This is a genomic window from Neobacillus sp. BF23-41 (assembly GCF_041106275.1).
Genome location: NZ_JBGBPR010000029.1, coordinates 13774 through 32062, shown reverse-complemented (window position 1 = coordinate 32062; position 18289 = coordinate 13774). Strand labels below are relative to the sequence as shown.

At 37.0% G+C, this 18289-nt stretch carries 16 protein-coding genes and 3 pseudogenes; all 19 read left to right on the top strand.

Translation table 11 applies throughout. The features are described from left to right. Positions 1–193: 193 nt before the first annotated feature. The 19 genes and pseudogenes from AB7942_RS26045 to AB7942_RS25955 all read left to right on the top strand — a co-directional run bounded on the left by AB7942_RS26045 (position 194) and on the right by AB7942_RS25955 (position 18277). The gene (locus AB7942_RS26045; RefSeq protein WP_369449098.1) at positions 194–910 is read left to right on the top strand and encodes a GntR family transcriptional regulator; all 717 of its coding nucleotides are present in this window, start codon (positions 194–196) and stop codon (positions 908–910) included. A 183-nt stretch (positions 911–1093) separates the two neighbouring features. Beyond that, on the top strand, positions 1094–2182 hold the full coding sequence (locus AB7942_RS26040; RefSeq protein ID WP_369449097.1) for an ABC transporter substrate-binding protein: 1089 nt from the start codon (positions 1094–1096) through the stop codon (positions 2180–2182). A gap of 15 nt (positions 2183–2197) precedes the next feature. After that, complete coding sequence (locus tag AB7942_RS26035) at positions 2198–3256, top strand: ABC transporter ATP-binding protein (RefSeq protein WP_369449113.1); 1059 nt, start codon at positions 2198–2200, stop codon at positions 3254–3256. Positions 3257–3270: 14 nt separating this feature from the next. Next, positions 3271–4191, top strand: a complete 921-nt coding sequence (locus tag AB7942_RS26030; RefSeq protein WP_369449096.1) for an ABC transporter permease — start codon at positions 3271–3273, stop codon at positions 4189–4191. Beyond that, positions 4188–4988: an ABC transporter permease gene (locus AB7942_RS26025; protein WP_369449095.1), complete on the top strand. Its 801-nt coding sequence runs from the start codon at positions 4188–4190 to the stop codon at positions 4986–4988. Before AB7942_RS26030 ends, AB7942_RS26025 begins: the two co-directional genes overlap by 4 nt. 15 nt (positions 4989–5003) lie before the next feature. Further along, entirely contained in the window at positions 5004–5327 is a 324-nt protein-coding gene (locus AB7942_RS26020) for a (2Fe-2S)-binding protein (protein ID WP_369449094.1), read from the top strand. Continuing rightward, a complete protein-coding gene (locus AB7942_RS26015; RefSeq protein WP_369449093.1) occupies positions 5317–6405 on the top strand; it encodes an NAD(P)/FAD-dependent oxidoreductase in 1089 nt (362 codons plus the stop codon). The genes AB7942_RS26020 and AB7942_RS26015 overlap by 11 nt, the downstream gene beginning before the upstream one ends. A gap of 34 nt (positions 6406–6439) precedes the next feature. After that, entirely contained in the window at positions 6440–6769 is a 330-nt protein-coding gene (locus tag AB7942_RS26010) for a (2Fe-2S)-binding protein (RefSeq protein WP_369449092.1), read from the top strand. Next, positions 6770–7855, top strand: a complete 1086-nt coding sequence (locus tag AB7942_RS26005) for an NAD(P)/FAD-dependent oxidoreductase (RefSeq protein ID WP_369449091.1) — start codon at positions 6770–6772, stop codon at positions 7853–7855. 56 nt (positions 7856–7911) lie between these two features. Further along, positions 7912–8247 carry a DUF1904 family protein gene (locus AB7942_RS26000; protein WP_369449090.1) on the top strand — a complete coding sequence of 112 codons (336 nt, stop codon included), beginning with the start codon at positions 7912–7914 and terminating at the stop codon, positions 8245–8247. Between the two features lie 233 nt (positions 8248–8480). Continuing rightward, complete coding sequence (locus tag AB7942_RS25995; RefSeq protein WP_369449089.1) at positions 8481–9260, top strand: fumarylacetoacetate hydrolase family protein; 780 nt, start codon at positions 8481–8483, stop codon at positions 9258–9260. A gap of 170 nt (positions 9261–9430) precedes the next feature. Beyond that, complete coding sequence (locus AB7942_RS25990; protein ID WP_369449088.1) at positions 9431–10522, top strand: low temperature requirement protein A; 1092 nt, start codon at positions 9431–9433, stop codon at positions 10520–10522. 69 nt (positions 10523–10591) lie between these two features. Next, a pseudogene (locus AB7942_RS25985) lies at positions 10592–11189 on the top strand (transglutaminase-like domain-containing protein). Between the two features lie 169 nt (positions 11190–11358). Next, a complete protein-coding gene (locus AB7942_RS25980) occupies positions 11359–11808 on the top strand; it encodes a 2-thiouracil desulfurase family protein (protein ID WP_369449087.1) in 450 nt (149 codons plus the stop codon). A gap of 648 nt (positions 11809–12456) precedes the next feature. Next, positions 12457–13941, top strand: a complete 1485-nt coding sequence (locus AB7942_RS25975; protein WP_369449086.1) for a flavin monoamine oxidase family protein — start codon at positions 12457–12459, stop codon at positions 13939–13941. 277 nt (positions 13942–14218) lie between these two features. Continuing rightward, positions 14219–14429: pseudogene (locus tag AB7942_RS25970) on the top strand (mechanosensitive ion channel domain-containing protein); the annotation flags it as partial. Positions 14430–14789: 360 nt separating this feature from the next. After that, a pseudogene (locus AB7942_RS25965) lies at positions 14790–14984 on the top strand (hypothetical protein); the annotation flags it as partial. A 165-nt stretch (positions 14985–15149) separates the two neighbouring features. Next, positions 15150–16238, top strand: a complete 1089-nt coding sequence (locus AB7942_RS25960; protein WP_369449112.1) for a GntR family transcriptional regulator — start codon at positions 15150–15152, stop codon at positions 16236–16238. Between the two features lie 281 nt (positions 16239–16519). Beyond that, the gene (locus AB7942_RS25955; protein ID WP_369449084.1) at positions 16520–18277 is read left to right on the top strand and encodes a glycoside hydrolase family 2 protein; all 1758 of its coding nucleotides are present in this window, start codon (positions 16520–16522) and stop codon (positions 18275–18277) included. Positions 18278–18289: the final 12 nt, after the last annotated feature.

Here is an 18289-nt window from a genome sequence, read left to right as displayed (position 1 = left end):
GATTAGTACCTTTCGGAAGTGAAGGGTACTTTTTTACAAGAATCTATCCTTATGATTATGGTTGTTAGAATAATATATTTTTAAAAAATTCTAAATATATTGACAACGGAGGAAAATCACGGTAAATTATGTATTAATAGGAAATATAATATAAGATTATAAAGTTATAATATTATAAATTAGGTGTGATTTTATGAAAATAGATAAACATAATCATGTTCCTCTCTATCGTCAAGTGGAACTGGTATTAGAGGAAAAAATTAAATCCAAGCAGTGGGATATAGGTTATCAGCTGCCAACAGAACAGGAATTAGCTGATCTGTTTGATGTGAGTACCATTACGGTCAAACGGGCAGTCATTGAATTGGTAAACAAAGGGTATCTTTACCGGCAAAGAGGGAAAGGTACTTTTGTAGCGGGTTCCACTAATGAACAAGATATTAATGTGTTCTTCTCCAAAACAACAGAAGAAGAGGAACATCCGCATGAATTACTCGGTTTTTCGATTGAAAATGCGGAAAACGTGGTGGCAGAAAAACTAGAATTGCAGCCTGAAGCAAAAATTATTAAGATCAAGCGTTTAAAAATTGAGAATGATGTTCCAGTTGCACTTGAGTACTCGTATCTACCTTATGATCAATGTCCTGGCCTGACGCCAAATGATATAAATAATGAACTTATCTACAATATTCTGAGAAATAAGTTTCATATTTTGTTAGGAAGGGCTAGGCTATTAATTAAGCCGTATATTGCTTTAGGTGAAATGGCAGAATGGCTTCAGGTTGAACCAGGTACGCCCGTGTTTGAATGGGAGAGGTTTACGTATACCAAGCAGGGAAAGGTAATTGAATACTCGAAATTTTATGTACGCCATGATCAAGTTACCTATTATACTGAGATTCATTTTTAGATAAGCATAAAATATAATATTATAATTTAATAGATTATAATATTATATTTTTTTGAAAGCGCTTATCTGAAAATTTAAAAAATTACATCAATGATTACTAAAATAATTTAAAAGGAAAGGGAGGAAAGTCGAGTAGCTAAAGTATTGCCGCATATGAGAGATATCTATATTTGAGGAGGAGTAATGATGAAAAAAAGAAAAGTGTCGTTAGCTCTATTAATTATTCTTGTTCTGGGTATTATTTCTGCGTGCAGCAGCCAAACGGGCAATTCGTCTGAAAAATCAGCAGGAGAAGGCGGAAAAACATTAGTATTTGCTGCCTATGGTGGAAGCTATGAAAAAAAGATGAAAGAGACACTTATTCCAAAGTTTGAAAAGGAATACGGTGTGAAAGTGAAGTATATTACCGGAAGTTCTGTTGATACACTGTCAAAACTTCAGGCACAAAAGGATAGGCCGCAAATCGATGTCGCTTTCATGGATGATGGACCGCAGGCTCAGGCAAAAGCTTTCGGTTTACTAGCACCATTAGATGAGAGTATTGTGACAAACCTAAAAGATGTCTATGATATTGCCAAAGATAAGGACAAGATCGGAGTTGGTTTTGGGATTATTACGACGGGATTAGCTTATAACAAAGATACCTTTAAACAAAATGGCTGGGAGCCGGTTAAATCCTGGAATGACTTAGCAGATCCTAAGTTTAAAGATAAATTAGTTCTGCCATCCATTGCCAATACGTACGGAGTGCATATGCTTCTCATGTCAGCTATAGCAAACGGCGGAAGCGCGCAGGATATTGAACCTGGATTTGAAAAAATGAAGGAAATTGCTAAAAACGCAGTGACATTTGATAAAACCGCTGATGTTTCTAACTACTTCTTACAAGGTCAAACAGTTGCAAGTGCGTGGGGAAGCAGCCGCGTGTACACACTGCAAGATACAGGATTCCCAATTGAGTATGTGATACCAGAGGAAGGTGCCCCTGCACTTATGGCAACGGTTAGTGTGGTAAAAGGTGCTCCAAATGAAGAGCTGGCCCAAAAGTTTGTTAATTTTATTTTAAGTGAAGATACCCAAGCGGAATTTGCAAACGCCTTATTTGACGGTCCTGTCAATAAAAACGTGAAACTAGATGGGGATATTACCAAGAAGATCGTTTACGGTGAAGAGGAAATTGCAAAGCTTGTTAAAGTAGATTGGGAGTATGTCAATACAAAGAGAGCCGAATGGACAGAGAGAGCAAATAAAGAAATTGAAGTGACCCACTAATGAAGGGGTGAAATGATGAGCTATTTATGCCTTGAAAACGTAGTAAAAACCTTTAATAAAACAGAAGTTGTAAAAAAGATGAGCCTTGAAATCAAGCAGGGAGAGCTTGTTTCTTTCCTTGGGCCATCAGGCTGCGGAAAAACAACTACCTTAAATATGATTGCTGGGTTTCTAGATGTAGACGGCGGAAGAATCGTGGTGGATGGGAAGCCTGTTCACCTGCTTCCTCCTAATAAAAGAGAAATGGGCATGGTTTTTCAAAACTATGCTCTCTTTCCCCACATGACCGTATTTGATAATGTTGCCTATGGTTTAAAGCTTCGCAAGGTTAGTAAAAGCGAGATTCATACCCGTGTGACAGAAGCGCTTGAGATGGTCCGGCTGGCATGCTATGAAAAACGCTATCCAAAGGAGCTGTCCGGTGGTCAGCAGCAGCGTGTTTCACTAGCAAGAGCACTCGTGATCAAGCCGAAAGTTTTGCTTCTTGATGAACCATTAAGCAATTTGGATGCCAAACTCCGTCAAGAAATGCGTGAAGAAATCGTGGAAATTCAAAAAAAGGTTGGGATTACCACCATTTTTGTAACCCATGATCAGGAAGAGGCACTTGCGATTTCAGACAGAATAGCGGTTATGTATGAAGGCAGAATTGAACAGGTCGATACTCCAGTGGCCATTTACAACCACCCTCAGACTGATTTCGTCTCTAGGTTTATTGGCGAAGTAAACCAGATTCAAGGTCAGGTGCTCGAGGCACTAAGTGATCATCAATGTTTAGTGTCTTTGGACGGCTATGAGCAGGTTCTATCGGTTCACCAGCCGAAGGATTCTATGATTGACTTTTATATTAGGCCTGAAAAAATACAAATTTCGATAGAAAATAGTGATGGTCTTCAGGTTAGCGTGGAAAGGAAAATGTTTTTGGGTGCGAAAACCCGGTACATTTTATTAAACAAGGAGAATCAATTCATTGCTGATATTTCCAATGTTGCGTTAAATCCTGATCTGGTTCAAGAGGGGAATCATGTATGTATTAAATGGAATCCAGAGGATTTATTAGCTACCAAAAAGTGAGGTGACTCTATCCAATGCAGGCTGAAACAGCGTATCAGGAACAGGAACTGCTATTCAGGGAGAAAAAAAAGCATTTAACGAAAAAAAAGCTTGATTATTTGCTTTTATTACTTCCGACCCTCGGTATTTTTATTTTCTTCTTTTTGCTTCCGTTGTTCTTCCTTTTTATCACAAGCTTTAAGACTTTTGACGCAGCAAGCGGGATTGGCAATGACTGGACGCTACAGAATTATATTAAATTTATTACAGATAAATTCTATCTTGGGGTTGTATGGCGGACGGTCAAAATAGCGCTGATTACTACTCTGGCTGCGATTGTTATTTCGTTCCCAGTAGCCTATCAAATTACAAAAGCAAAGGGAAGGATGAAGAATTATTTAACCCTTTTAGTTCTGTCACCCCTGTTAATCAGCATGGTCATCCGTTGTTATGGCTGGGTCATTTTGTTGTCCAATAATGGAGTGGTCAATCATACGTTAATGAAAATTGGGTTGATTGATAAACCATTAACCTTGCTCTATACGGAGTTTAGCGTGGTCATAGGAATGGTGCACGTGTTATTTCCTTATATGGTGTTAAGTATTATGGGTTCGCTTGAAAGAATCGACCCTTCTGTGATCCGAGCTTCACAAAATTTAGGTGCCAGCTCGATTCGAACCTTCTTTTCCGTCATCTTGCCTTTAACGCTGCCTGGTATATTTGCTGGTTCCGTTATGGTTTTTAGTTTAGGCGTGAGTTCCTTTGTTACTCCTGCGATTCTAGGGGGGCCTCAGGTAAAAGTGATGTCATTCCTTACATATGAACAGGTTGGTATCATGCTGAATTGGCCTTATGGGTCGGCTATTGGGTTCCTATTAATCTTTATTGCCACTATTACCATCATTATTTATAGCAAATTACTAACTAGTTCCAAAAAAGGGGTGGCCATTCAATGAGGAAGTCATTACCAAAATTCGGCTTAAATTTCTTTTGTCTGATCGTCTACATCTTTTTGGCTGCCCCGATTGTCGTTGTTTTATTGTCTTCCCTGACAACCACTGAGTTTATCGTGTTTCCTCCCAAAGGGATCACGTTCAGGTGGTATGTCGAATTAATCCAGCATCCTGAATTTATGCAGTCCTTTATGCTCAGTATTAGCGTTGCATTTGGTACGGCAATCCTTTCAACGATTATCGGAACGATGGCTTCTATTGCCGTTGTCAGATATCAATTTAGAGGGAAAACAGCCATCATGCAATTAGTTGGTTCACCTCTCTTAATCCCCTCCGTTGTATTTGGGGTGGCTCTTTTGCAGTTTTATTCCTGGATTGGTTTGGCCGCGAGCCCGGCAGCTTTAATTATTGGTCATATAATCTTAACCATCCCCTTTGTCATGCGTCTGGTTGTTGCCAGTTTAGTAGGCTTCGACCGCACGATCGAGCAAGCGGCTATGAATCTAGGGGCGGGAAGCCTCAGGGTATTTTTTCAAATTACTCTTCCTATCATTAAATCGGGTGTAATAGCAGGAGCTATTTTTGCATTCATTACCTCTTTCGACGACTTAACCGTTGCCCTATTTATTGTCAGTACCGATGTGGTTACGCTGCCAGTGCGAATTTATACCTATATGCAATATCAGTATGATCCTATCATCACCTCTGTTTCTAGTATCATGATTCTTTTAACAGTCGTATTAATGATTGTCATCGAAAGAGTATTAGGCGTAGGAAAAGTATTTGAGTCGAAAAATTAATAAGTAGGTGTTTTTATGCACATTAAACATCATCCCGTATTGGGGGAACAGCTTCAAAAACAAGTAAAAATCTTTTTTAAAGATGAACCGCTTGCGGCCTATGAACACCAATCCGTGGCTGCAGCCTTGATGGCCAATGATATAAAAAAATTAGGTTTGAGCAGGAATTTAATTCAGCCAAGAGGCTTGTTTTGCTCGCGGGGCAGATGCTGCAGCTGCTATATGACGGTAAATGGGGAGGATCATGTACGAACGTGCATGACGAAAGTCGAAGAAGGCATGAAGATTTATCCGAATGATGGAGATCCAGACGTTAGGAGTGAATGCCGTGGAGACTGATGTTCTAATTATTGGTGCTGGTCCCGCAGGTCTTACCGCTGCTTTGGAAACAGCATCAAGAGGCTTAGATGTAACCATAATAGAAGAATCTTTTTCAATGGGCGGACAATTAATTCAACAGACCCAAGTCCTTCATTCGCTGCCTTCTTCCTATCAACCTTTGCGCGGGTTTGAGTTGGCCGATCTTTTAACGAAACAAGTAGAAGATTACTCGATTCGTTGTTTGCTAGGTCATCGAGTGATTGGTTTTTACAAGGATGGAAGTGTTGGTCTTTCAGATGAGGTAAATGTATTCCCTCTAAAAGCGAAAAAAATAATCGTGGCTACGGGTGCGGCTGAAAATGCCCTTGCTTTTCCGAAATGGACGCTTCCGGGAGTCATGACCATAGGTGCAGCCCAAACCTTAATGAATCGCGATTTTGTAATACCTGGTAAACATGCCGTTATCGTAGGATCCAGTGACTTTGCGATGGATGTTGCCCTCCAGCTTTCTGAGCTAGGTGTACAGATAAAGGGGATTATTGAAAAAACTCCAAGCTTAACGGCACGGGATGCAGAAAAAGGGGAAGAGGTTCGAAAAAAAGGTATTCCAGTTTATGTAAATTCCTCTATCAAGGAAGCCAGGGGAATTGGTAAGGTAGAGGAAATTGATATCGAGAACGGAGAACAGATTCTTACCGTAAGTGTTGATGTCGTATGTATAGATGGCGGCCGATCACCTATTCTCGATGTTTTTTACCAGCTTGGCTGTTCATTCAGTTATCAAAAAGAACTAGGAGGCTGGATCCCGCAATACAACAAATCTTTACAAACAGACCGGGAAGATGTTTTTTTAGTGGGGAACGCTGCCGGGGTCAGTTCTCAGGGAGTTTTACTAACAACAGGTATGATAGCCGGGGTTCATGTTTCTGAATCCCTGGGAGCTATCAGTAAGCAAGAGGCCGATATCGAGACCATGTCTCTATGGAGAGAACTCGAAATTCTTGAGACGAAACTTCATCCAGATACATGGAAAGCAAGAATCCAACATGTTGAAAACTTTGAACATCCCGTCCTTAAGGACCAATTTATCTCTTAGTTCGAAGAGATTAAGAGACTAGAAGGTGAATAAATTGGATAAAACCACGATTATTTGTCGATGTGAAGAAATCAGTTACGAAGAAATTGAGGAAGTCATTTCGAATGGCGCCAAGAGATTTGATGATATTAAAAGAATGACACGCTGCGGCATGGGACCATGCCAGTCAAAAATATGCAATAGCCTTGTGGCCACTATCATTCATGAGAAAACAGGCATATCTATTCATGAGATTCCACTGCCGCGGATGAGGATGCCGATAAGTCCAATTAAGCTTGAAACCCTAGCAACGAATAGTACCTCATTTTCCTTGGTGAAATCTGTTTTAGATGAGGTGGAGCTAGAGGATGGGAAGGTGAGATAAATGGAAACTAGTTATGAAACGATCATTATCGGGGGAGGGGTCGTCGGAAGCAGCATCGCTTATCACCTTTCGGAACGAACAAAGGAAGGAATTCTGGTACTGGATCAAAAATTCCCTCTGTCGGGAACTTCAGGTTCCACACAAGCGTGGGTATGGGTTCATAATAAAACACCGTCTTGGTATGCAGAGTTTAATATGTACAGTGCCGAACTTTATCCTTATTTATCAAAAAAAATTGGGGATGTAGAATATAAACGGACTGGCGGACTTTCCCCATTTTTTAATGAAGCCGATCGTGAAAAAGCGTTACGGCTTGCGGAGGCCTACAAAAAAATTGGCATCAAAATTAAGGTTTTATCCCGTGAGGAGGCCTTAGAAAAGGAACCATCGCTCAATCCGGAGGTTGCAGGCGCTACGTATAGTTCCATTGATGGCAACGTCAATCCTTTTCGGTTAGTCGATAGGTATATGAGGGCGGCCCAGAAAAATGGAGTTCAATACTCTACTTATAATAAAGTAACGGACATTCAAAAGCTTCCTGGGAAATTCATTGTTGTCTCACAAAAGGGAACGTTCGTTTGTAAGAATCTTATTCTTGCTGGCGGCACCTGGTCAAGAGAATTAGGAAAATTAGTAGATATGAACATTCCGGTCAACCAGTTAAGAGGGCAGATTCTTGTTACCGAACCCCTAAAACCATTTTTACATTATACCATCAGCGGGTTAAGACAGGCCTTTAATGGCGAGGTATTAATCGGTTATTCAATGGAAGAAGAAGGATTTAACAGAGCAACCACATTGGATGTCATTCAAGAAACGGCTAATATGGCTGTTCACTATGTTCCACAATTAAAAAAAGCAAAGGTTGTTCGTGCTTTTTCAGGAATTCGAGCCATGCCGGAAGATGGTTTTCCCATTCTGGGGAATATCCCGGGTATTGAAAACCTTTATGTGGCAGCTACGCATAGCGGCGTAACTCTATCGCCGCTAATAGGGACTCTTATGACTGAGTTAATGCTGGATGGGGAAACTTCAATCCCAATTGATCGCTATTCCATCAGCAGGTTTGATTTGGCCCTTAGATAAATTAGTGTCATAATTTATCTAGTAAAAATTTATAAAACCTTACAGGAGAGATTTGTATGCCACATTTAATCATTAGAGGAGTTTCAGTGGATCAGGTAAAAACGGTTAGTACTTCAATAGTACAAGATTTGGCGGATTTATGTGCATGTGGAACGGATAATTTCACCTTTGAAATTGTCCATTCTACCTATGTATTTGATGGCAATGAAGTGCCGGGTTACCCATTAATTGAAGTAAAATGGTTCAATCGCGGTCAGGAAATTCAAGATCAATTTGCCAGCATTGTAACAAAACATATTCAAGCACTCGAATTTCCAGAAGTAGAAGTCGCTTTCAGCACATTTCAGGAGTCCGCTTATTATCTGAATGGAAAGAGTTTTGCCTCATCGTGACATAAAAGATTTTTATTGATTAGAAATCTCTTTTAGTAAAAAAATGGCGTTCCTAAACTAGTATCAGTTTGGGCACGCCATTTTTATAAAATTATTGAAATTTTGGGTAATCATGCTGTTTTTTAAAACAATAACACCGGGTTCCTTGACAGAACCGGTGAGGCTGCCATCAAAACGGAAGTGGCTCGAAAGAAGATTGAACTAGAATACACTGTTTGAGAGGGAGTATCGCAATGAAATTTACTAGATTTACTAAAGGTTCGTCCGTTTACACAGGTGTGATGTCTGAAAACACGATACAAGAAATTAATGGAGATATTTTTGGCGATAATTGGGAGTATACAGGACAAATATTTTCTATAACTGAAGTGACACTGCTGGCGCCTATAAAGCCAAACCAAATTATTGGAATTGGAGCAAACTATGTTTCTAACCTTGAAGACCGACCTTCAGAGCTTCCAAAAATTCCGGTATTCTTCTTTAAACCAATATCCTCCGTTATTGGGCCTGAGGAAGATATCATCATTCCGGAAGGGATCGAAAAGGTGAAGTTCGAATCAGAGTTAGCCATTGTCATTGGTAAGGAAGCTAAAAATGTTCCTGAATCAGAAGTGTTGGAATACGTGTTCGGATACACGGTTGGAAACGATGTAACAGCTCCTCAATTTTTTCATCAGGACGGGCATTGGACCATTGGTAAGTCCTTTGATACCTTCACACCACTAGGGCCAGTTATTGAGACAGAATTAGATCCATTTGCTGTGAATGTGGAAGCGAGACTGAATGGTGTGGAGAAGCAAAATAGTGCAACCGAGCTAATGATTATTCCTATCCGAAGAATGGTATCTTATCTGACAAAAGTGATGACACTTCAGCCGGGGGATGTCATCCTGACTGGCAGTCCGGTTGGAGCAGAGTTTGTCGGTGCCGGAGATACAATTGAATGTAAAATTAAAGAAATTGGGACATTAAGGAATTCATTTGTATTGGCAAAAGAGCAATTTAAATCTTAATCACTAAATAAGTGAATATACATTAAAGTAAACCTTTTATACTCGATTATAAAGCTCTTACTTTCACAATCCTTCAGTTTGCAGTTATACTTCCGTAAATGTGATAATCCATTTATCGACTAAACCATAAAAAATAAAAATGGGTCAAAAAGGGTAGGGAGGGTATAGAAGTGCAAGAAAAGAAAGTTACATGGTTAGAGCTTTTTTATGATTTATTATTTGTGGCGTCTGTTTCGGTTGCTACCCATGTTTTACTTCATGTTGAAGATGGATATATTCATACAGAGTATTTATTAAAGTTTGTGTTGATTTTTATTCCTATCTGGTGGGCTTGGGTAGGGCAAACCATGTTTGTGAACCGGTTTGGACAAGATTTGTTTCATCAACGGCTATTTTTGATACTACAAATGTTTTTTGTCCTAATAATGACATCAAGCTTATCAGTTGATTTTGATACATATTATCTTTCTTTCTTAATTGGATATATTGGTTTGAGAGCAGTAACGGCAATACAATATCTTGTTGTCCGGCGCATAGAAGCGGGTCCTCGTAAAGAGGCAGCACAATATTTGGGTAGGTATTTTTGGATAGGAATCATTATTTCATTATTTTCACTCCTTTTTGATTCTTGGTTCCGATATGTTTTGTTATATTTAGGTATTTTTATTGATATTATGGTCCCTGTGGTTGGCCGAAGGTATTTAGTAAAAGTGCCCACTAATACAGCACATTTACTGGAGCGATTTGGTCTATTCACTATTATTCTTTTTGGTGAGACGCTTATCAGCACCCTTGCGGTAATTCAACCTACACAAGGAGATTGGTATTCAATAGGCTTTTCGATCCTTTCATTTTTGCTGATTATAGCGATGTGGTGGCAGTATTTCGAAAATGTAGAAAAGAAAGTAGACAAGTCGATACAAACTGCTGGCCAAACCATTATATACGGTCATCTGTTTATTTTAATGTCTTTGAGCATGATAGCAGCATCCATTAGACTTTTGTTTTTACAAGAGGTCCAATATTTATTTATCCAATATTTCGTTTATGGTTCTGTATTACTCTATTTCTTCTCCACTACTTTTGTTTTCCACCAATATAGACATCAGCACCACAGATTGAAAATATATCATTTAGGATTATTTCTAGGGATTTTAGCATTCTTTTTTATTATTAATTTGATTGTGTCAGTACCAAATATTGTAGTAATTGGGGAATTAACCTTGTTTTTTATCATCTATGCTAAATTGACAACGACTTAAAAAGGGCTTGATTAGAGGGAACAATATTGTTGAATTTTTTCAACGGGGCAAGAGTTAGGAGTGGAGCTAGTGCATCTAATTTGTGAAACTGATAAATTAGAAGATTATTTGCTTGAATTGAACGAAATTAATTATTCTAACCCTTTGATAAAGTCGAAAGTAGATGAACTTTTTAATCCATCTCAAACTGAAATTGAAAAGGCAAAGGTTGCTTTTGAATTTGTTCGTGATGATATATCTCATTCTTGGGATATCCAAGGGAAACAAGTTACATGTAATGCATCAGATGTATTAACCTATAAAGAAGGGATATGCTATGCAAAATCCCATTTACTAGCATCTTTATTACGTTCTCAAGGAATACCAACAGGTTTTTGTTATTAACGTTTGATGTTGTTTGATACACCAGAAAAAGGGTAATGTATTCATGCTCTTTTTAAAAACACTTAATAAATGGCAAAGGCTAGATGCTCGTGGAAATAAACAAGGAATTGATGCCCAATTTTCAATTGATGTAGACAAATTAGCTTTTACTCCTCAAGAGAAATTTGATGAAAAGGATTATCCTGTTATTTTTGTGAAGCCACATCCAAAAACGATATCTGTGTTAAATGAACATACGGATGTATTAGAGATGTATAAACATCATTTGCCAGAGAGTTTATAGTTGTTTCATTAAAGGGCGCGTTTATTTAGGAACGCGTCTTTTTCGTGAAATGGGCCATATTCTTGAATAAGAGAAGGATTAGAGAGTAAATCAAAAGCTTTAAGTTATTAAATTAACCGGGAGTTAGTTGTACAATGTCATAAGGTGCTATTAAAGTGAGGTGTTACCAATGATTTTAGTGAGTTCTTGTTTAGCAGGGTTAGAGGTAAGATATAACGGTACGCATAGTTTAAATCATAAGATCAGTAAACTAATAGAAGTGAATAAAGCAATACCAGTATGCCCGGAATTGCTTGGTGGTTTTTCAACCCCCAGAGAACCTGCTGAAATAATAGGTGGTAACGGGGAAGATGTATTGGATGGAAAAGCTAAAGTAGTCGAGAAATCAGGTAGAGACGTTACGGAACTATACATAAAAGGAGCTTACACTATTTTAAAAAAAGCTAAAGATGTTAATGCAACAGTAGTTGTTCTTAAGGAGTATAGTCCATCCTGTGGAAGTTCAATGATTTATAATGGTGAATTTATAGGAGAGAAAATTGTAGGGAATGGAGTTACAACTGCTTTATTACAAAATTCTTGTATTCAGTTATATCATACACTAAATCTAATAAATTAATTTTTTGCAATAAACTTTCCAAGTATATTTCTCCTTTCTGAAACAATAATAAATAAGCTATGTAAATTGTATCATTTAAACAATAGAAATAGACAAAAATTATCTTTTAACAGAAGATTAATTGAAAAGTTAGTGAACAGTTCGCACATATTATGTAGAAGCTTATTCAAGAATCGGGGGCTTTAGTTAAAGAAAAATTAAGTGATTTTAAAACTAAGGCTATATTTAATTATTCCATAATAGGGCTCAATTCTGTAGCAAGAATTGCGCTCGTTCTTTATGTATTGGGTTATATTGTGGTAAAAGAGGTTGTAGTTGTTTTAATTAAATATTCTTATTGAACTGATAGGCAGATTTTTAAGATCAACTTCAGTGATGCATATTATCCTCCCTAACCCCAAAATTCTGAACCTTAACGGATTGATTTGATTTCTCCCTATGCTGAATCTAACTTCATTCTCCTATAGACTCTTTAGCTGCTCGTATACCAGATTCAACGGCTATCAATCCCACCTTTTTGAGAGGTAATGTCAGTATGTCCAAGTTTAATAGATTTTTTGTCCTTCCATGCATAATTCTACTTTTTAGTTGAATAAGATGGCAGTAAGCCATATTACGGTCTAATTAGAAGTGTAGAGGAGAAAAAACATGTTAAATTACGTATTTCCTAAGCTATCCTCTGATCAAATGATTTCAATCATCAGAAATGGACTTGAAAAAACCAAAACACCTAAGAAGATCATTATTATTGGCGCAGGTATGTCAGGACTGGTCTCGGCCTCTTTACTTAAGCAAGCTGGACACAATGTTACAATCCTTGAAGCTACTGATAGGGTGGGAGGGAGGATCTATACGTTAAGAGGCGATTTAAGGGATGGGCAATATCTTGAGGCTGGGGCAATGCGAATTCCTCATACTCATTTGTTGACTTTGGAATATATAAAAAAATTCAAACTTCCGGTTAATAGGTTTCTCAATTCGACTCCTAATGACATTATCTATATTAAAGGAATCAAAACTCGTTTTAAGGTGTATGAACAGAACCCTGATATTTTGGGCTTTCCCGTGTACCCACAAGAAAAAGGTAAAACCGCTAAGGAGTTGCTTCAATTAGCAATAAAACCGGTGACAGATTTTATTGAACAAAACCCAAAGAGAAATTGGCCTTGGGTCATAAAAGAATTGGATAAATACTCGATGGACACTTATTTGAGATATAACCCGTTTGGAGTCACATTATCTCCGGGTGCCATCGAAATGATTAAAGTAATTCTTACACTGGAAGGACTTATGGAGCTTTCTTTCTTGGAACTGTTACGTGAACTGTTAATCCTATTTACCCTTGATATCACCTTTTATGAAATCACGGGCGGTAACGATCAACTTCCTAAAGCATTTACGACTCAATTGAAAGAAGAAATATTTTACGGACAAAAAGTGAGGAAAATTGTGCAGTCTGACAACCAAGTAACCATTTATTCTGTCCATAAAATCTTAGAGCCATTTCAAATCACCGGTGATCTTGCGATTGTGACCATTCCTTTTTCAGTGTTACAATTTGTGGAAATCGAACCGCGAAATTCTTTTTCTGAAAACAAATGGAAGGCAATTCGGGAACTTAATTATGCGGGCTCTACGAAGACCGGCATCCAGTTTAAAAACAGGTTCTGGGAAAGGCAAGGTTTGTATGGTGGGCAAACGGTTACGGATCTCCCTATTAAATATATTCAATACCCGAGTTATGACCTCGGTACACAAGGATCGGGTGTTATTTTAGGGAGTTATACATGGGAGGATGATGCTGTACCTTGGGACAGTTTGGAAAATGATGATCGCTTGGAATATGTATTAAAAAACTTGGCAGCCATTTATGGTAAACAGGTGTTTAGTGAGTTTCAAGCAGGAGTGAGCCACAGTTGGGTTCGATATCCGTATTCTGCTGGGGCATTTACGATGTTTAAACCCGAACAGGTAAAAGAATTATCTCCTTATATTTCTACTCCCGAAGGAAGAGTTCATTTTGCTGGCGAACATGCCTCAACTACTCATGCTTGGATCCAAGGTGCAATCGAGTCCGGAATACATGCTGCTTTTGAAGTCAATGACTTACCAAGAACTTTAATTCAGGTTTAATCAGCAAAAAAGGTAAGGTTTATTCAACAATACTAGCAAATAAAAAATGTGTGTTTATTTAATTAAAGGGCGCGTTTTTGGAAGATCATAAGTCTAATTCCCTGCTAAAAATACGGAGGGATTAGGCTTTTTTATCTTTCAAAATCCTTAACATTGTAAATTCGGATTCCTGACGTTACCGATAGGTAAATGCATTGGCGATAAGTGGAAAATCTAGTGGCAATCGCTGGTAAAAAACATGACAGAAGTGGTACATTCTTATGGCTGTAATCACTTAACACCTAGCTTGGAGGGGATAGTAGAAGATATTAATTTCAGAAGTACTAAAATTCGCACGTTTAGTCAAGCACTAGTTACAGTTTCAAATGCAACACTTGCAAACGAAGCGATTACCAAATTGGAGTCGTATGGGGAAAAGACGAATCCCTTTCCACTTAGGACTTAACTATCAAACCACCAAAGAACAAATTGAGAGAGTCGTTAAACGTTATGGGTTAGTCCGAAAAGCATCGCTTCGGGTACAAGCTTCAAGATCACAGATGGAATAATTATACTAAAATAACAGAAAACGTACCAAACCTTCGTAAATCTGCGAGGGTTTTTTTATGAATCCTAAGTGCACATTGAATACGAATGACGAATAACTTGGGTTTTGACAGGCACGACTTTTATTGGAGATAGAATTAAATGGAAATGGAAAGTATACACTATTTTTATGTGAAAGGTATTAACGTTCCCATCTTCACATCAGTATTGATGGGGATATCTAAGTACATTATTTGAATGGAAGTAGTTGCACTGGCTTCAGAAGATATAATAGGCCTATTTTTTTAAGAAGGGATGTTGTCATGAAAAAGCTTGGGTATCCGAGTGCACAAGGTTTATATCTGCCAGAATATGAACATGAAGCTTGTGGAATCGGAATGGTCGCTAATATAAATGGAAAAAAGTCACACGACATCGTGGAACATGCGATAACGATTTTATGTAATTTAGAACACAGGGGCGGACAATCTGCAGACATTAGCACGGGAGACGGCGCTTGGTGCGGATGTTAGTTTAGCAGATTGGTGGTTTTGGAACCAAATTCCTGTATTAGTTGAGGTTTTCTTTTTTAGCAGAGTAACTAAATTTGTTGTTAAAATTTATACTAAGTATTAATATATTTAGTATAAGAATAGAATAAATTGAGCTAAGGGTGAGCTGAGATAAAAAATGAACCTCTATATCAACAAATAAAAAATAAAATTAAAGAGCAAATTCTATCTGGTAAGCTGCGAGTAGGTGATCGTGTTCCCTCCGAAAAAGAGTTAACAGAGGAATTTCATGTAAGTCAGATTACTACTAAAAACGCACTTTCTGGTCTTGCGGAAGAAGGGATAGTAGAAAGAATTAAAGGGAAAGGAACGTTTGTTTGTGAAAGTAACTTAACGACTTCAATCAGACAACCGAATAAACCGACTGAATTAATTGGACTTATTCTTCCTAGTATGAAAACAAGGATTGAACTAGAGTTTGTCAATTTTATTGAAAAGTATGTTTCAAAGAATGGCCATAATCTAATAATAAAAATAACAAGAGAGTCTCAATTTGAAGAAGCAGATGCTATTGAGATGTTTAAAAAAATGAAAGTTAAAGGAATGATTATTTTTCCTACCGAAAAAGATAATTATAATGAAGCAGTGCTAAGGCTTACACTGGATAAATTTCCATTAGTATTAATTGACAGGTATATGGAGAATATTTTAACTTATAGTGTTACCTCTGAAAATGAGGTTGGGACTTTAGAAGCTATCTCATTCTTATTAAATAAAGGCCATAAAAATATTGGGCTTGTGTCTCCAATTATTACAAATACAGTAACTGACGAGAGAGCTAGAGGGTTTGAAAACGCTTTTTTGAAAAGGAGAACTACCATTAATAAGAATCTATGGCTGACATTAAGTTTCAATGAAATTTCTCAGAATAAAACTCCAAAGTTAATTAAAGAATTTCTAATGAGTAGACCTGAAATGACAGCTGTATTTACAATGAATGCTGAATTAGCTGTGTATACTCATTTAGCAATAAGTTCTCTTAAGAATGAAACATGTCGAGATATTGAATTATTAACCTTTGATTCACCAGGTATTCCTGGAATCTCGTTTATAAAGCAGGATATTGCTGAATGTAGTAAAAAAACAGTGGACCTACTATTAGAACAAATTGGAGGAATTTATAAACCGAAAAGAATTTATGTACCTGTCCATCTTAATGTAAGTGAAAATGTAGATTGGTTGGAAACTATAATAACCTAACTATGGTTACACTATATGAAAATAAAGTAGCTCAATGTATATATCCCATTCAAAAGGTAGTAAACCCAAACCTCCTCTGTCGTCGTTTGGGTTTTTTCATGAGATTATTTCTAAGGTAAAAAAGGTAGGAAAAAATTAACTTTTCAACAAATAGTATAATTTATATTAAATTTAGTATATAAAAGTTAATTTACTTAATATAAGATGTAAATGTAAGCACTTCCAATGGCTGGATTATCAAGAAATCATTAATAAGTTTCATTTAAAAGGAGTTATATAAAATGACAAAAAAAAACATTCCAAGAAAAGAATATCCACGTCCCCATTTTGAAAGGGAAGACTGGCTGAATTTAAATGGGGAGTGGAATTTCAAATTTGATAGTGAAAACAAAGGTGAAAAGGAAAAATGGTATGAAAAATTAAACTTTGATAAAAAAATTATTGTCCCTTTTACATATGAAACAGAATCAAGCGGCATTGGAGAGGAAGTATTTTGTCCTAATGTCTGGTATCAAAAAAGCATAATTATTCCAAGTGAATATGAAAATAAGGAGATAATACTTCATTTCCAAGCTGCTGATTATATAACGAAGCTATGGGTTAACGGCACCTTTGTTGGTAAAAAAAAGGGTGGGCAAATAGCTTTTTCTTTCAATATTACTGATTTTTTAGATGGGACAAATGAATTAACTATTGTTGTGAAAAACGAAGATAGTCAAAGCTGTTTTCAGCCAAGAGGAAAACAAAGATGGTTAGATCATAGTTATGAATGTTGGTATGTTCAAACAACGGGAATTTGGCAAACTGTATGGCTTGAGTTTTTAAATGAAGCACATGTTCAGGCAGTCAAAATAACTCCAGATATAGATATAGAATCAGTTGAGTTTGCATATGAAGTTTCAGGTAACATTGATCATTCCTTAGAGTTAAGGACATCCATATATTTTAAAGGTCAGCAAATAAAATCTTTCGACCAAACCGTATGCCGTCCAAATCAAACAATTACTACTAATATTGCAAGTGATTTTCATCATTGGAGAGTTGTATATTGGAGTCCACAATCTCCCAATTTATATGATGTAGAATTTACATTAACTAAGAATGGTAAAGTAATAGACTATGTAAAATCATATTTTGGGATGAGGAAAATCTCTATAGAGAATGGGAACGTATTGCTTAATAATATTCCACTTTATCAAAAATTAATTTTGGATCAGGGTTATTGGGGAGAGTCACATTTAACACCACCTTCAGAAGAAGCGATTATTGAGGATATTGATCGTACATTAGAGATGGGCTTTAACGGAGTAAGAAAACATATGAAAGTGGAAGATCAACGATTTCTATATTGGGCAGATAAAAAAGGGCTACTTGTTTGGTCTGAAATGGCGGCGACATATGAGTTTTCAGATGAGGCTGTTCAAAATTTTACAGAGGAATGGATAGAGGTTGTTAAACAGCATTATAATCACCCATGCATCATTACATGGACACCGTTTAATGAATCTTGGGGCGTGAAAAATATTTATACAGACTTTAAGCAGCAAAAGTTTACAGAGGGGATCTATCATCTTACAAAAGCTATTGATAGTATGAGACCTGTTATTGTAAACGATGGCTGGGAGCATACAATTTCTGACATTATTTCCTTGCACGATTATGTAGAATACGGTGATGAATTTTTAAAGCGATATATTGATAAAGAAAAAGTAGTTCATAACGATTTAGCATTTAATAATTTTAAGCATGCTATGGCACAAGGCTATAAATATAACGGTCAGCCAATTATTATTAGTGAATATGGTGGTATTGCAATCAATTCCGAAAAAGGCTGGGGCTATGGTGAACAAGTAAATAGTGAAGAGGACTTCTTGAATCGTTATGAATCTATTACTCAGGGAATTAAAGATACTTCATATATTAGTGGATTTTGCTATACACAACTTACTGATGTGCAGCAAGAGGTTAATGGATTGCTAAAGGAAGATAGAGTACCAAAAGTAGACTTAAACAAAATTAGAGCAATTAACAGTAAATAAATTTTTAATAGT

Coding starts and splice junctions, on each gene's coding strand:
- AB7942_RS26045 (WP_369449098.1), top strand. CDS start 194: ATGAAAATAGATAAACATAATCATGTTCCTCTCTATCGTCAAGTGGAA.
- AB7942_RS26040 (WP_369449097.1), top strand. CDS start 1,094: ATGATGAAAAAAAGAAAAGTGTCGTTAGCTCTATTAATTATTCTTGTT.
- AB7942_RS26035 (WP_369449113.1), top strand. CDS start 2,198: ATGAGCTATTTATGCCTTGAAAACGTAGTAAAAACCTTTAATAAAACA.
- AB7942_RS26030 (WP_369449096.1), top strand. CDS start 3,271: ATGCAGGCTGAAACAGCGTATCAGGAACAGGAACTGCTATTCAGGGAG.
- AB7942_RS26025 (WP_369449095.1), top strand. CDS start 4,188: ATGAGGAAGTCATTACCAAAATTCGGCTTAAATTTCTTTTGTCTGATC.
- AB7942_RS26020 (WP_369449094.1), top strand. CDS start 5,004: ATGCACATTAAACATCATCCCGTATTGGGGGAACAGCTTCAAAAACAA.
- AB7942_RS26005 (WP_369449091.1), top strand. CDS start 6,770: ATGGAAACTAGTTATGAAACGATCATTATCGGGGGAGGGGTCGTCGGA.
- AB7942_RS26000 (WP_369449090.1), top strand. CDS start 7,912: ATGCCACATTTAATCATTAGAGGAGTTTCAGTGGATCAGGTAAAAACG.
- AB7942_RS25995 (WP_369449089.1), top strand. CDS start 8,481: ATGAAATTTACTAGATTTACTAAAGGTTCGTCCGTTTACACAGGTGTG.
- AB7942_RS25980 (WP_369449087.1), top strand. CDS start 11,359: ATGATTTTAGTGAGTTCTTGTTTAGCAGGGTTAGAGGTAAGATATAAC.
- AB7942_RS25975 (WP_369449086.1), top strand. CDS start 12,457: ATGTTAAATTACGTATTTCCTAAGCTATCCTCTGATCAAATGATTTCA.
- AB7942_RS25955 (WP_369449084.1), top strand. CDS start 16,520: ATGACAAAAAAAAACATTCCAAGAAAAGAATATCCACGTCCCCATTTT.